We start from the raw sequence: 14,518 nt of genomic DNA, 5'->3' as shown, positions 1-14,518 counted from the left end.
GAAAACTAGTTTTCTAGTTTTCACCAACCGCGGGACAGGTGCTTCTGAATACTGACAATGTGTTTTTATTCAAACACATACCCGAACCGCTCAATATCATCGTGACAACATCGGGCCACGATCTGGCGCAGTTCATCCGTGTAAAACTGGCGATACTCCTTTTGCCGGTCAGACCGGTTTTCATGCGGGAGCGGGCGCAAGGAGAACCCCAGATGGGCCTCAAGCACGGGCAGATCCTCATCAAGATGTTCCAGCCGGACAAACAGATCCGCATATTCGCGCCCCTCCCGGTCGGTCACATAGCTGGCATAGGGGGCTGCCCGAAAGCTGGCCTGCATTTTAGGCGCGCGCAGGAAATCGGCAAACCCGGATGACCTGGCCAAACTCACTGCCGGATGGTCAAAGGACTGAGCTTGCAACCAATGATAATAGCTTACCATCCGATCCCAGGGATTGCGGACCAGCGTAAACACAAAATAGTCACGCATCTGGTCTGGGGTGACCAGCCCCGCAATGTCGCACAAGGTTGAATGCTTCCACAGCCGCCCGCCCGCCTGCACATCCTTCAGGCGCCTGCGTCGGCGCAACGCCTTGGGCGTATCGCCCAGCATCACGTCATCTTTCATCGCGCGCGCCTCCAGCGCCAGGGCAAGGGATGTCCCCCCCGTTTTAGGAGCGTGCACAAAGATATAGCGGCGGCCATGCGAAATGATCATGGCGTCACCCTATCACCTTTTCACCGGTTGCGCGAGCGCAGAGAAATGACAATTCCCGACAGGATGATCAGCCCCATGCCGATCGCAGGCATCAGCCCCGTCGGTTCGGAAAACAGCACGTAACTCCACCCAGCAGCAAAAATCAGAAGAGAATATTCGTAGATGGCCACCTGCCCCGCTTCCCCCAGTTGGTAGCCACGGAAAATCAGGCCAACAGCGATGATCGCCCCCACGGCCTGGGTAACGGTCGGCAGCACGGACACTCCCCCAATGGGGCCGATGCCGCGCAGGATAAACCCCTCTGCCCCCGCAGGCACATCATGCGGCCAGAGCGTCATGCCAACCGTCCCCAACAGGCCGCCCCCCCCAGGGAAAGGAAGAAATAGAGCAGCATCGAAAAGGTGCTTTCACCCGTACAGAACTGGCGCGTGGCGAGTGCCCCCAAAGCATAGAAAAATCCCGCAACCATTGGCAGGATGGCCAAAGGTTCCAGCCCGCTCTCAAACGGACGCAACACCATCAGAACCCCGGCAAAACCAAGCACAGCGGCACTCAGCTGTGTCACTCCAATGGGTTGCCCCAGAAACAGGGCCGAGAGGATCATCACCCAGATCGGGGCCGTGAACAGCCCTGCTGCCACCTGACCAAGCGGCAAAAGGCCAGGCAGCCAAAGTAAAACAGCATCGACAGGCCGGTCAGCCCTCCGCGCAGCGCAACCGCCCAGCGCCACCGGGGGGGATACGAACCACGCCTGCTTTCGCCAGACCCAAAATCAACAGGCAGGCCAGCACCGAGCGCAAAAAGTGAAACTGCCACAACCCGGTATCCCGCGCGATCACGGCAACAGAACTGTCAAGGATACCCAGCATGAACATCGCCCGCATGATCCCCCCCCCGCCGCAGCCAAGGGACGCTCTTCGCCCGTGCCGACGACTGGGATATTCGGCGGTGATGCATCTGCGGACATGTTCATATCCTCTTTCATCTCGGAATTTCAGGCATTGACCATGCGGCATCTGTTCTGGTCTGCTCGAAAAACGACATTCTGGCAAAAAAGACCAGAACAGATTTTCGACATGGGACCACAGGAAGTAAGCGATGGGATGGATGTCAGATGAAACGGGGCTTGAGAAGAATGCTGCAAATTTCGTGCCGCTCACACCGCTGTCTCACCTGCGCCGGGCGGCGACGGTGTTTGCCGATCGTGAGGCACTGGTCTATGGCAAGCTCCGGCTGACTTATCGCAACTATCACGAGCGGGTCACCCGTCTGGCCAGCGCCCTTGCCGCACGCGGCATTCGCCCCGGGGATGTCGTGGCAACACTTCTGCCCAACACGCTGCCCCATGTGGAAGCAAGCTTTGCCATCCCCGCCTGCGGGGCGGTGCTCAATACAATCAACATACGGTTGGATGTGGACACGGTGGCCTATATCTTTGGTCATGGAGAGGCGAAGATCGTTCTTGTCGATACCCAATTCCTGCCCCTGGCGGAAAAGGCGGTGGCCCAGATGAACGGGGCGGGACCGGACATCATCGAAGTCGCGGATGCCCCGGCCGGTCACCCCGCCACCGGCCGCTATCCCGAATATGAAGAGGTGGTGGCCTCAGGCGACCCGGATTTTTCCTGGATCATGCCACAGGATGAATGGGAAAGCCTCGCGCTCAACTATACTTCCGGCACCACCGGCCGCCCGAAAGGCGTGGTCTATCACCATCGCGGCGCCTATCTGATGACCATGGGCACACCGATCAGCTGGAATATGGGGCTTTATCCCCGCTACCTGACCATCGTGCCGCTGTTTCACTGCAACAACTGGAACCACAGCTGGATGATGCCGGCGCTGGGGGGCACAATCATCTGCTGCCGGGACATCACGGCAGCGGCGATCTATGACGCGATTGCAGATGAGGGCGTGACCCATTTTGGCGGCGCTCCGATTGTGCTGAACATGATCGTGAATGCCCCACAAGATACGCGCCGGTCCTTTGACCATGTGGTTGAGGTTTTCACCGCAGGTGCGCCCCCGGCAGCCGCCACCCTAGCCGCGATTGAACCGCTTGGGTTCAACATCACACAGGTCTACGGACTGACCGAAACTTACGGACATGTGACCGAATGCCTTTGGAACGGGCCGAAATGGGACCCGCTGCCGCAATCCGAGCGCGCAGCAATCAAGGCCCGCACCGGCGTCCTGTTTCCACAGATGGACGACATTACCGTGATGGATGACGCCATGGTTCAGATCCCGATGGATGGCGAGGCAACCGGGGAAATCATGATCCGTGGCAACTCGGTGATGAAAGGCTATCTGAAAAACCCCGACGCCACCGCCGAAGCTTTTGCCGGTGGGTATTTCCACTCAGGCGACATCGCGCACCAGACCCCGGACGGCTATATCCAGATCACCGACCGCGCCAAGGACATCATCATTTCCGGTGGCGAAAATGTCAGCTCGGTTGAGGTCGAGGGCGTCCTGATGCACCATCCCGCGGTGATGCTCTGTGCGGTGGTGGCCAAACCGGACGAGACATGGGGCGAAGTGCCCTGCGCCTTTGTCGAGTTGAAAGAAGGGGCAGATATCAGCGCAGAGGAACTGATACGCTTTGCGCGCGAACATCTGGCGGGGTTCAAGACCCCCAAACAGGTTGAGTTCTGCGAGCTGCCCAAAACATCCACTGGCAAGATCCAGAAATTCCAGCTCCGCCGCATGGCCAAGGAACAACAGGGGCAGGCGTAACCTGCCCCAGCATTGCCGGGAAATGAGGGGGGTGTGCGGGGCGAGGCTTCCCTGCACACGCGCCGCGAACAGGAAAAGCATCGCAAACCGGGCGCACCACGCCGCCCCCCAACCCGGCCAGACGCTGGCCGGGACCAACGGCGCCTCTTGGCCCCATATTTGCCATTCCCCCAATCGACAAACCGCAAAAGCCTAGCTATTGTTTTTCCAACAAGAAAGCATTGAGCCGCATTTAAGAGCAGCCTCGCCCAACCATGACAGCCCTCAAGAAATACGACCGGCTCGAAGCGCCGGGTGTCTGGAGTGCATCCCCCGATGCGCAGCGCGTGAATGTGATTGTGTCATTGGGCGAAGCAACCCTGACCATCACCAACATGTCCGACACCGCCCTGACCCATTGGTCCCTTGCGGCCGTGCGACGGATCAATCCCGGCGAACGCCCGGCGCGGTTTTCGCCATCGGATGAAGTGTTCGAAGAGCTGGAAGTCGATGACGACACGATGATCGACGGGATCGAACGGGTGCGCAAAGTGGTGGAACGACGCCGCGACCGCCCTGGCAGGCTGCGCGGATGGATCACCGGCGGCGGGCTTGCTTTTCTGATCATCGGGGGCATCGCCTGGCTTCCCGGCGCATTACAGAGCTATACAACCGCCGTTGTGCCCGCCCCTACCCGCGCAGCCATTGGCCAGCGCATCCTGACCAGAATTGGCCGCGTAGCGGGCCAGCAATGCGATGACGTTCTGGCACGCTCCGCGCTTGAGGCCCTTGGCCGCCGGGTACTGGGATCCAACGCCCCCCGGCTGGTTGTGCTGTCAAGCGGCGTACAGGCTGCGACCCATCTCCCTGGTAATATCACCCTTCTGAACCGTGCCCTGATCGAGGATTTTGAAGAAGCTGATGTCGTGGCAGGCTTCATTCTGGCCGAAGACCAGCGCCGCCGCATGACCGACCCGGTTTTTGGGTTTCTGGATCATGCCGGGACCGGAACAACGATACGCCTTCTGACCACTGGCGAAGTGACAAATGAAGCAATTGACGCCTATGCCGAATGGCTGCTGACCTCGGAACCCGCGCCCCTGACAGCCTCCGATCTTCTGCCCCGGTTTGAAGAGGCCGGCATCCGGTCCACCCCTTACGCATACGCGCTGGACCTGACCGGCGAAAAGACCATCTCACTGATCGAAGCCGATCCCGTGCCGCTGGCTGCGGCTTTGCCGCTTTTGTCAGACGGGGATTGGGTGCGACTACAAGGGATCTGCGGCGAATAAAGCGTTCGGGATACGTTTGAAACACCTGTTTACTCCGCAACGCTTAAGGCCCGCCCCGAAAAGGAAAAGCCCCGCAAATTTGCGGAGCCTTTCACCTGCCAATTCATATCCATATCAGCGTAGAAACGCGTCTCTGAAACCTGCGTTTCGCAGCTTTGCAAGGGCCGTGCTCAGCTTTGCCTGCTGCTTGAACGGACCCGCCAGAACGGTTTTCACGCCGCTTCCTGAGGTGCTGGACGATACTTTCAGCCCCATACGCTGCAATTTCAGGATCACTTTGCGCGCATTGGCCGCATCGCTGTAGCGCCCGACCTGCACAAATTTCTGCGGCAGCCGCCCGGCGCTGACAGAGCGCGTCTTGCTGATGGCGGTGGTTTTCGCCCGTGCTCGGGTCTTGCCATATGTCCTGTCAACCGGCGATGTATCTGCGACCTGTTTTTCTGGCAACTGCACCCCTTTCAGGCGGCGTGGCACCGTGTCGGTCCAGATTTCTGCCGTCTGCAAGTCCCCCGCAATCGAGCGCACCCCTCGCAGACGGTTCAGACGCCCATCGCTCCAGGCTGCAGTATAACCTTCAGGCACCGCAACCGGCATATTCGACGCCACATAGGTCTGCGGCGCAATCACCGTGCTGGGCGGAAGCGCGGATTTGTCCAGATCTCGCCTGCGCACAACCTGATAGGGCTTGGGGGCATGACCATTTCCCTGCGGCACCAGCACACGGGTTGTCGGAACGGAGGTGACCGTCCCCCCGGCTGCTCCACCGGAAAGCCCCGCCAGTGCAGCCTGTGCTGCACGCAGGTTTGATCCATGCGGCAGGGTTGTGATCCGGGTAAGGTTGCCCGTGTTGTCCTCAACCAGATAGGTGACCGGCGCCACCTGCAACGCCCCGCAGCGCACCGGAAGTTTGGCACCGTTCAGGCGCACAAAAGACACTTTGCTGACATTTGCGGGGCAATTGACCCGCACCGCCTGAGCCGCCTGTCCATTGTCGGACACGATCCAGCCGTCATCCCCCTTGCCATGGGTAAAGCGATCAGTCCACGCGGGTGGCACGGGGCTGCGCTGCGGCAGGGACGGGTCGGTCTCGGACGGGCCAAAACCGATGCGCGGTGGCAGCTCGGGACCCGGAATTATTGGTCGCTGCACGCGCACCTGAGGTCGGGCAACCGGAGCCGGCTTCACCTGAGGCACAGAAGCAGACGGACGGGTGGTTGCCACTTGGGCAGGGCGCTTTTCAGGAACGATCACAGGTTGCGGCGCAGGCACGGGGGCTGGCTTGGTTGCGACAACCGATCCGCCATTCCCCCCAAGGCTGGGCGCGGCGCCGCACACCACCTGTCGGCTACGCGTCACACGCGGCACCCATGTCACATTTCCACCAAACCCGGCGCGGATATACACACATCCACGACTGTCGACATAGGTGTTTCCCTTGTAGCTCGCGGGCGGCGTCTCTGCCGGCTGCGCGCCTTTTTTCAAGCTCAGAGCGTCAGCGCCTGTCGCCGACATCCCTGTAATAACGGCCATTATAGCCACGGTTCTTTTTAACATGCTCTTGTGTCCCCACACAAAATATTGTGGACAAGCATGACGGATGACCGATTCGAAGTAAAGGGATAATCCACAGGGCCAGTTCGGCGCTGTGGACAATTCATCGAAAAACTTTGTTGAATCTGAGGGGATTAGCCGAAACTGCCTAAAAATCAATCAGCTGCGCAGCGGGGAAAGCCCGCGCACGCAGCCCATCCCTGGCGCTTACTTGGTGCCGAACATGCGGTCCCCCGCATCCCCCAGCCCGGGCATGATATAGCCCTTTTCGTTCAGACGCTCATCCAGCGAGGCGGTGATGATCGGCACATCGGGATGCGCTTCTTTCATCCGCGCAACCCCTTCCGGAGAGGCCAGCAAGCAGAGGAAGCGAATATTCTTGGCGCCCGCTTTTTTCAACATATCAATCGCCGCGACCGAGCTGTTACCGGTGGCCAGCATCGGGTCCACCGCAATCACCAAACGCTCATCCATCTTCTCGGGCACCTTGAAATAATACTCGACCGGCTCCAGCGTCTCTTCATCGCGATACAACCCAACAAATCCAACCCGCGCCGAGGGGATCAGCTCCAGCACACCATCCAGAAGACCGTTTCCGGCGCGCAGGATCGACACCAGGGCAAGTTTGCGCCCGGCCAGTGTCGGTGCGTCCATCTGCTGCATCGGGGTCTGGATCGACTTCGTGGTCATCGGCAGTTCGCGGGTGATTTCATAGGCCAGAAGCTGGCTGATCTCGCGCAGAAGCTGGCGAAAGACACTGGTGGGCGTGCCCTCTTCGCGCATCAAAGTCAGCTTATGTTGCACCAGCGGGTGATCAACGACGGTCAGGTGGTCATACATCTTTCGGCTCCAGCAGCTTGGCAATGCGCGCCTTGGTGTCCGCGTCACAGAACGCCCCGTCCAAAGCCACATGATTGAGATCGGCGAAATCCGCCTCGTCCCAACCGAAGACCCGGTTCAGATCCTCATATTCCCTTGTCATCGTGGTGCGGAAAAAAGGCGGATCATCGGTGGACACGGTGACCTTTACCCCCCTCTCGCGCAGCTTGGCAATGGGGTGATTTTCCAACTGGTCAAAAACGCCCAGAAAGACATTTGATCCGGGGCAGACCTCAAGTGTGGTGCCCTCATCCGCCAGCCGCTCAACAAGGTTCAGATCTTCGATTGCCCGCACCCCGTGGCCAATCCGGGTGACTTTCAGCGCATCCAGCGCCTCGCGTATCTCCTCCGGGCCGCGCCATTCCCCCGCATGAGTGGTCAGTTTCAGCCCGGCCTCGCGCGCCATGTCATAGGCGTATTTGAAATCGGACTGATGGCCGGCGTTCTCATCCCCCCCCATGCCAAAGCCGACAATCCAGTCACCGGCGGTTTCCTGTGCGCAACGCGCGGTTTCGCGCGCCACCTCGCCGCCGAAATGGCGGATACAGGTGACAATGCCGCGCAAGGTGATGCCAAAGTTGCGCTCTGCCTCATCCGCCGCATCCCGGATCGCCGCAAGATAGTCTGTCCACGCAACCACATCCCGCCCACCGCAAAAATCGGGCGAGATGAAGCTCTCCGCATACACCACCCCATGACCTGCGCTCTCCTCAAGGATCGCCAAAGTCAGGCGGCGGAAATCTTCGGGGCTTTGCAACACCGATGTGGCCGCCTCATACACCTCAAGGAAATGCAGAAAGTCGCGGTAGTCATACCCGCCATCCGGGGTGAAGATCCCGGAAATATCGACCCTCTTCTCTTTCGCCAAACCTCGGATGAACGCAGGCGGCGCGGCCCCTTCGTGGTGCATGTGGAGTTCGATTTTAGGAAGCGATTGGACGCTCATAGAAAACTCTTTCCGGCGCCACGCTCCGCCAGCCCGAGATGGGCCGCAATCGACGCGCCAATATCAGAAAACGCACAGATACCGACCTCTTTCAGGCCGAGCCCCGCCCCCACGACAGGCACCCGTTCGCGGGTGTGATCCGTGCCCACCCAGGTTGGGTCATTGCCATGGTCTGCGGTAAAGATGATCAGGTCCCCGTCACGCATTTTTCCAAGGATACGGGGGATCTGGGCATCAAACCACTCCAGCGCCGCCGCATAGCCGGACACGTCACGACGGTGCCCATATTGCGAGTCGAACTCGACAAAATTGGCAAAGACAAAATCGCCGTCCCCTGCGGTGTCAAAACTGTCGAGCAGATGCTCCATCAGCGCCAGATCCCGACCCTTTTTCAGCGTATCAATGCCACGATGGGCAAAGATGTCACCGATCTTGCCAATCGCATGGGTCTTGCCGCCCACGGCCCCAACCCAGTCACACAGGGTCGGGCTGGGCGGTGTAATGGCGAAATCGCGCCGGTTTGCCGTGCGCTCGAACGCGCCAGCCTGATCGCCCAGAAACGGTCGCGCAATCACCCGGCCCACATTCAGCTTATGCACCATCGGCGCAAGATCCGCGCACAGCTTGACCAGACGGTCGAGACCAAACTGCTCCTCATGGGCAGCAATCTGCAACACGCTGTCGACCGAGGTATAGACAATCGGCCAGCCGGTGCGCAGATGCTCCTCCCCCAGCTCATCCAACACCGCCGTGCCCGAGGCATGTTTGTTGCCCAGAACCCCGTCAACCCCGGCCAGACGACAGATTTCGTCGATGATCTCTTGCGGGAAACAGGGTTGGGTGTCGGGGAAATACCCCCAGTCCCACGGCACCGGAACACCCGCAATTTCCCAATGGCCCGAGGGCGTATCCTTACCCGGTGAGATTTCTTCAGCAGCCCCCCAAAGCCCGGCGGGAACGGCATCAAACCCCGGCATCTCCTCACCTGATGCGAGCTTTACAGCAGCGGACAGACCCAACGCATCAAGGTGCGGCATTTTCAGCGGGCCACTGCGCCCCTCTTCCGCACGCCCCTGCGCACAGGCCTGTGCGATATGGGCAAGCGTGTTGGATCCGGTATCCGGCACCGTTTTGTTATTAAAGAACTTGTCTGCATCCGGGGCGCCACCGCATCCCACAGAATCCAGCACAACAAGAAAAGCGCGGGTCATGTGTTTTCCATATGCTCGTTGGAGAAGGCACCGGGCAGCAGGTCCGCCATCGACATGGCCATGCTGTTCCCCTCGGTCGTGGTCATGGTGATCTGCACATCCCCTCGGGCAAACTCGGCCAGTTTCTGACGGCAGCCGCCACAGGGCGTGACCGGCAAAGGCGCGTCTGCAATCACCAGAACTTCGGCAATCTCCCGCTCGCCCGCGGCGCACATGGCGGCAATGGCTCCGGCCTCCGCACAGGTTCCTTCGGGATAGGCCACGTTTTCCACATTGCATCCCGTGTAGATATCGCCGGATGTGGTGCGCAGCGCGGCGCCGACCTTGAAGTTGGAATAAGGTGCATAGGCGTTTTCTCGCACCTTGGTCGCAGCCTTGAGCAAGGACATCTGCCCCTCCTTTTTGATCAATTGAACAAATCTGTCCCAGCCGCTGGCCCGATGCAAGCGCAAAGCGCGTTTGCGCAAACATCATATGCACCTTTTGCCTGCCTCCGCCTGCCCGCGCCACCCGGATCGACCAAACCGACATGCAGGACGTAAATTGCGACTTGATCGCTGCGCCATCCCCCCTATGATGCACAGGAAATCAAGGATGGTTTAAAGTTAAACAACCCTACTGCCGCGATGGAGATCCTCATGACTGACAGCAAGTATTCCCGCAAGCGCGCGCTGGATTATCATGAGTTCCCGAAGCCGGGGAAACTCGAAATTCAAGCCACCAAACCCATGGCCAACGGGCGTGACCTTTCTCTGGCCTATTCACCCGGTGTGGCTGAGGCCAGCATTGAAATCGCAAAAGATCCTTCCACAGCAAGCCGTTACACTGCACGCGGCAACCTTGTTGCGGTGGTTTCCAATGGCTCGGCTGTTCTGGGGCTTGGCAATATCGGTGCCCTGGCCTCAAAACCCGTCATGGAAGGTAAGGCGGTGTTGTTCAAGAAATTCGCCAATATCGACTGCTTCGATCTTGAACTGGATGAGAGCGACCCCGAGAAGCTGGCAGACATCATTTGCGCCATGGAACCCAGCTTCGGCGCAATCAACCTGGAAGACATCAAGGCGCCCGATTGTTTTATCGTTGAACAAATCTGCCGCGAGCGGATGAACATCCCGGTTTTCCACGACGACCAACACGGCACCGCAATTGTTGTCGGCGCGGCGGCCACCAATGCGCTCAAGGTCGTGGGCAAGGATTTTTCACAAATCAAGGTCGTTTCAACCGGTGGCGGCGCCGCGGGCATTGCCTGCCTGAACATGTTGCTGAAGCTTGGTGTGAAACGCGAAAATGTCTGGCTTTGTGATATTGAAGGGCTGGTCTATAAGGGGCGCGAGAAAGAGATGACCCCGCAAAAGGCCGCCTATGCGCAGGGCAACACCCCCGCCTCGCTGGGCGATGTGATTGCCGGGGCCGACCTGTTCCTTGGCCTGTCCGGGCCGGGTGTTCTGAAACCTGACATGGTTGGTAAAATGGCGGACAAGCCGGTAATTTTCGCGCTCGCCAACCCGACCCCGGAAATCATGCCGGAGGAGGTGCGCGAAGTCGCACCGGACGCGATCATTGCAACCGGACGCAGCGATTTTCCCAACCAGGTCAACAACGTACTGTGTTTCCCCTTCATCTTCCGTGGGGCGCTTGATGTCGGCGCAACCGAGATCAATGACGCAATGCAACTGGGCTGCATTGAAGGGATTGCGGCCCTTGCCCGCGCCACCACCTCTGCCGAAGCTGCGGCGGCCTATAAGGGCGAACAGCTCAGCTTTGGCGCCGATTACCTGATCCCAAAACCCTTTGATCCCCGCTTGATGGGGGTTGTCGCCAGCGCGGTCGCCAAAGCGGCGATGGAAAGCGGTGTGGCGACACGGCCTGTCGAAGACCTGGAGGCATACAAGGCCAAGCTTGATGAGAGTGTGTTCCGCTCGGCCCTGATCATGCGTCCGGTCTTCGAGGCCGCAAGCAAAGCCAATCGCCGGATTGTCTTTGCCGAGGGCGAAGACGAACGCGTGCTGCGCGCGGCCCAGGCGATGATCGAGGAAACCACCGATCTGCCCGTGCTGATTGGCCGCCCCGACGTGATTGCACGCCGCGCCGAGCGCGCGGGCCTGTCGATCAAGCCGGGTCGGGATTTTGACATCGTGAACCCGGAACGTGACGAGCGTTATCGCGACTACTGGGGCAGCTATCATCAGATCATGGCCCGTCAGGGCGTCACCCCCGACCTTGCCAAGGCGATCCTGCGCACCAACACCACCGCGATTGGCGCAATCATGGTGCAACGCGAAGAAGCGGACAGCCTGATCTGCGGCACGTTTGGCCAGTATCTGTGGCATCTCAATTACATCCAGCAGATCCTCGGCACGCCGGATCTGCACCCCGTGGGCGCGCTCAGCCTGATGATCCTTCAAGATGGGCCGCTGTTCATTGCCGACACCCATGTGCACCCTACCCCCACCGGTGCGCAGATTGCGGAAACAGTGATTGGTGCGGCCCGCCATGTGCGCCGCTTCGGGGTCGAGCCGAAGATCTCAGTCTGTTCCTATTCGCAGTTTGGCAACCATGGCAGCGACAGCGGTGTGCGCGCGCGTGAAGCCCTGGCGATCCTGGACAGCGCCCCGCGCGACTTTGCCTATGAAGGGGAAATGCATGTGGATGCCGCCTTGGATGACGAGGTGCGCCGCCATATTTTCCCAGGTGCCCGCTTTGACGGCCCGGCAAATGTGCTGGTCTTTACCAATGCGGATGCGGCCAGCGCGGTGCGCAACACGCTGAAGGTGAAAGGCGGCGGGCTGGAGGTCGGCCCGGTCCTGATGGGCATGGGCAACCGGGCCCATATCGTGACACCGTCAATCACCGCGCGCGGCCTGCTGAACATGTCAGCGATTGCGGGCACACCTGTGGCCCATTACGGCTGACACCTGACCGGCAACGTCGCGTCACAGGCGGCTGAATATGACAAAAGGGGGTTTCGGCCCCCTTTTCTTTTGTGCTTTCTGGCGTTCGCTCCTCTTGCGAATCTGCACCGCAAAACTTTGCAATTTTGCAAACTTTCTGGATTTTTCAGAACCGCCGCATATTTTCGAGGGGTTTGCAAAATTTGCAGGCGGATTTTCACCAAACTGCAAACCCTGCGTGAAATTTGGCCGCAGCAAGGTTCAAGCCTCTTGCCCAACAGCCCACAGGTTGCCTAACTCTTGCGCAAGCATTTAGGAGGATGTGCAACATGGCATATAAAGACGTCTACGCCGCCTGGCAGGCCAACCCGGAAGCGTTCTGGATGGAGGCCGCCGAAGCAATTGACTGGGACAAAGCCCCGTCAAAGGCGCTTTTCGACGAGAAGGCTCCGCTTTACGAATGGTTCTCGGACGGGATGGTCAACACCTGCTGGAACGCGGTTGACCGGCATGTCGCAGGCGGTCGCGCCGATCAGGTGGCGATCATCTATGACAGCCCGATCACCGGACGCAAATCGACCCTGACCTATGCCGAGTTGAAAGAGCGCGTGGCCAAGGTCGCGGGTGGCCTGGCCGCCAAGGGGGTGACCAAAGGCGACCGGGTCATCATCTATATGCCGATGGTGGCAGAGGCGCTGATCGCCATGCTGGCCGTCACCCGTATTGGCGCCGTGCATTCGGTGGTGTTCGGCGGCTTTGCCTCGAACGAGCTGGCAGTGCGTATTGATGACGCCAAACCGAAAGCCATCATCGCCGCATCCTGCGGGTTGGAGCCGAACCGGGTTGTGGCCTATAAACCGCTTCTGGATGGTGCCATTGAACTTTCTGCGCACAAGCCTGACTTCACCGTTATTCTGCAGCGCGAGGAACACCCTGCTGAGCTGATCGACGGTCGGGATTTCGATTGGGCCGAGATGGAAGCCAATGCCGCCCCGGCCGATTGTGTGCCGGTCGAAGGCAACCACCCCGCCTATATCCTTTACACCTCTGGCACCACCGGCCAGCCGAAGGGCGTGATCCGTCACACGGGCGGCCATCTGGTGGCGCTGAACTGGACCATGAAGAACCTTTATAATGTCGATCCCGGCGACGTGTTCTGGGCCGCGTCTGACGTGGGTTGGGTTGTTGGCCACTCCTATATCACCTATGGCCCGCTGGTGCATGGCAACACCACGATCGTGTTTGAAGGCAAGCCGGTCGGCACCCCCGATGCGGGCACCTTCTGGCGGGTGATTTCCGAGCATAACGTGAAAAGCTTCTTCACCGCCCCCACCGCCTTCCGCGCCGTGAAACGCGAAGACCCGAAGGGGGACTATGTCAAGAAATACGACCTCAGCTGCCTGAAACAGGTCTACCTGGCGGGTGAACGCGCGGACCCCGACACCATTGTCTGGGCACAGGAGCAGCTGAACGTGCCGGTGATTGACCACTGGTGGCAGACCGAAACCGGCTATGCCATCGCGGCCAACCCGCTGGGCATTGAAGAACTGCCAATCAAACTTGGCTCGCCTTCAGTGCCGATGCCGGGCTTTGACGTGCAGATCCTTGATGAAGGCGGCCACCCGATGCCAGCAGGCGAGTTGGGCGCAATTGCGATCAAACTGCCCCTGCCCCCCGGAACACTGCCAACCCTGTGGAATGCAGAAGAGCGGTTCAAGAAATCCTACCTGACCACCTTCCCCGGCTATTACGAAACCGGAGATGCGGGATACAAGGACGAAGACGGCTATGTCTACATCATGGCGCGCACCGATGACGTGATCAACGTGGCAGGCCACCGCCTGTCCACCGGCGCGATGGAAGAGGTTCTGGCCAGCCACCCGGACGTGGCAGAATGTGCCGTGATCGGCGTGACCGATCAGCTCAAGGGGCAACTGCCGCTGGGCATGGTCTGCCTGAACGCCGGTTCCGACCGCGACAATGCCGACGTCACCGCCGAATGCGTAAAGCTGGTGCGGGAGAAAATCGGTCCGGTGGCCGCGTTCAAACTCTGTATCGTCGTAGACCGTCTTCCAAAAACCCGGTCAGGCAAGATCCTTCGCGCCACTATGGTGTCGATTGCCGATGGCAAGGATTTCAAAATGCCGGCGACCATTGACGATCCGGCGATTCTGGACGAGATCCGTGACGCGTTGGCTGACATCGGTTATACAAAAGTATAGGAAATCGTTATAATTTTAAATAAAAACACCCTCAATCGCAATTTGGGGGTGTTTTTTCATCCCACAATCAGAAGTATACAATTCTAATCAAC

Annotated in this window: 14 protein-coding genes; 4 read left to right on the top strand and 10 right to left on the bottom strand. The window is 59.4% G+C overall.

What is annotated here, in order from left to right:
* Window positions 1–65: 65 nt before the first annotated feature.
* Genes AKJ29_RS06015 through AKJ29_RS06000 form a run of 4 tightly spaced genes read right to left on the bottom strand, consistent with a single transcriptional unit; the run spans window position 66 to window position 1,600 of the window.
* Window positions 66–716, bottom strand: a complete 651-nt coding sequence (locus AKJ29_RS06015; protein WP_055188840.1) for a sulfotransferase family 2 domain-containing protein — start codon at window positions 714–716, stop codon at window positions 66–68.
* A gap of 20 nt (window positions 717–736) precedes the next feature.
* Window positions 737–1,054, bottom strand: a complete 318-nt coding sequence (locus AKJ29_RS06010; protein WP_055188838.1) for a hypothetical protein — start codon at window positions 1,052–1,054, stop codon at window positions 737–739.
* Window positions 1,051–1,371 (bottom strand): EamA family transporter, encoded by a 321-nt coding sequence (locus AKJ29_RS06005; RefSeq protein WP_055188836.1) that lies wholly within the window; start codon window positions 1,369–1,371, stop codon window positions 1,051–1,053. The genes AKJ29_RS06010 and AKJ29_RS06005 overlap by 4 nt, the downstream gene beginning before the upstream one ends.
* A 40-nt stretch (window positions 1,372–1,411) precedes the next feature.
* Window positions 1,412–1,600, bottom strand: coding sequence for a hypothetical protein (locus AKJ29_RS06000; RefSeq protein WP_055188834.1), 189 nt, complete (start codon window positions 1,598–1,600; stop codon window positions 1,412–1,414).
* A 214-nt stretch (window positions 1,601–1,814) separates the two neighbouring features.
* Here AKJ29_RS06000 and AKJ29_RS05995 point away from each other — a divergent pair, with 214 nt between their 5' ends.
* Window positions 1,815–3,455 carry a long-chain-fatty-acid--CoA ligase gene (locus AKJ29_RS05995; RefSeq protein WP_055188832.1) on the top strand — a complete coding sequence of 547 codons (1,641 nt, stop codon included), beginning with the start codon at window positions 1,815–1,817 and terminating at the stop codon, window positions 3,453–3,455.
* Between the two features lie 254 nt (window positions 3,456–3,709).
* The gene (locus AKJ29_RS05990) at window positions 3,710–4,726 is read left to right on the top strand and encodes a hypothetical protein (RefSeq protein ID WP_055188830.1); all 1,017 of its coding nucleotides are present in this window, start codon (window positions 3,710–3,712) and stop codon (window positions 4,724–4,726) included.
* A gap of 114 nt (window positions 4,727–4,840) precedes the next feature.
* Here the strand turns inward: AKJ29_RS05990 and AKJ29_RS05985 are convergent, their stop codons facing one another.
* From AKJ29_RS05985 to cdd, 5 genes are all read right to left on the bottom strand, one after another.
* Complete coding sequence (locus tag AKJ29_RS05985) at window positions 4,841–6,256, bottom strand: SPOR domain-containing protein (RefSeq protein ID WP_139231306.1); 1,416 nt, start codon at window positions 6,254–6,256, stop codon at window positions 4,841–4,843.
* 228 nt (window positions 6,257–6,484) lie between these two features.
* Window positions 6,485–7,117: a uracil phosphoribosyltransferase gene (gene upp / locus AKJ29_RS05980; protein ID WP_055188826.1), complete on the bottom strand. Its 633-nt coding sequence runs from the start codon at window positions 7,115–7,117 to the stop codon at window positions 6,485–6,487.
* A complete protein-coding gene (locus tag AKJ29_RS05975; protein WP_055188824.1) occupies window positions 7,110–8,102 on the bottom strand; it encodes an adenosine deaminase in 993 nt (330 codons plus the stop codon). Before AKJ29_RS05975 ends, upp begins: the two co-directional genes overlap by 8 nt.
* A complete protein-coding gene (locus AKJ29_RS05970) occupies window positions 8,099–9,313 on the bottom strand; it encodes a phosphopentomutase (protein WP_055188822.1) in 1,215 nt (404 codons plus the stop codon). Before AKJ29_RS05970 ends, AKJ29_RS05975 begins: the two co-directional genes overlap by 4 nt.
* The gene (gene cdd, locus AKJ29_RS05965; protein WP_055189081.1) at window positions 9,310–9,702 is read right to left on the bottom strand and encodes a cytidine deaminase; all 393 of its coding nucleotides are present in this window, start codon (window positions 9,700–9,702) and stop codon (window positions 9,310–9,312) included. Before cdd ends, AKJ29_RS05970 begins: the two co-directional genes overlap by 4 nt.
* 249 nt (window positions 9,703–9,951) lie before the next feature.
* Between cdd and AKJ29_RS05960 the strand changes: the two genes are divergently transcribed.
* Complete coding sequence (locus AKJ29_RS05960) at window positions 9,952–12,225, top strand: NADP-dependent malic enzyme (protein WP_055189078.1); 2,274 nt, start codon at window positions 9,952–9,954, stop codon at window positions 12,223–12,225.
* A 21-nt stretch (window positions 12,226–12,246) separates the two neighbouring features.
* On the opposite strand, the gene AKJ29_RS05955 is transcribed toward AKJ29_RS05960, so the two are convergent.
* Window positions 12,247–12,462 carry a hypothetical protein gene (locus AKJ29_RS05955; RefSeq protein ID WP_055188820.1) on the bottom strand — a complete coding sequence of 72 codons (216 nt, stop codon included), beginning with the start codon at window positions 12,460–12,462 and terminating at the stop codon, window positions 12,247–12,249.
* Window positions 12,463–12,533: 71 nt separating this feature from the next.
* Between AKJ29_RS05955 and AKJ29_RS05950 the strand changes: the two genes are divergently transcribed.
* Complete coding sequence (locus AKJ29_RS05950) at window positions 12,534–14,426, top strand: propionyl-CoA synthetase (protein WP_055188817.1); 1,893 nt, start codon at window positions 12,534–12,536, stop codon at window positions 14,424–14,426.
* Window positions 14,427–14,518: the final 92 nt, after the last annotated feature.

Origin of the sequence: Aliiroseovarius crassostreae, assembly GCF_001307765.1 — a bacterium.
Lineage (GTDB): Bacteria > Pseudomonadota > Alphaproteobacteria > Rhodobacterales > Rhodobacteraceae > Aliiroseovarius > Aliiroseovarius crassostreae.
This window is presented reverse-complemented; position numbering and strand designations above follow the sequence as displayed.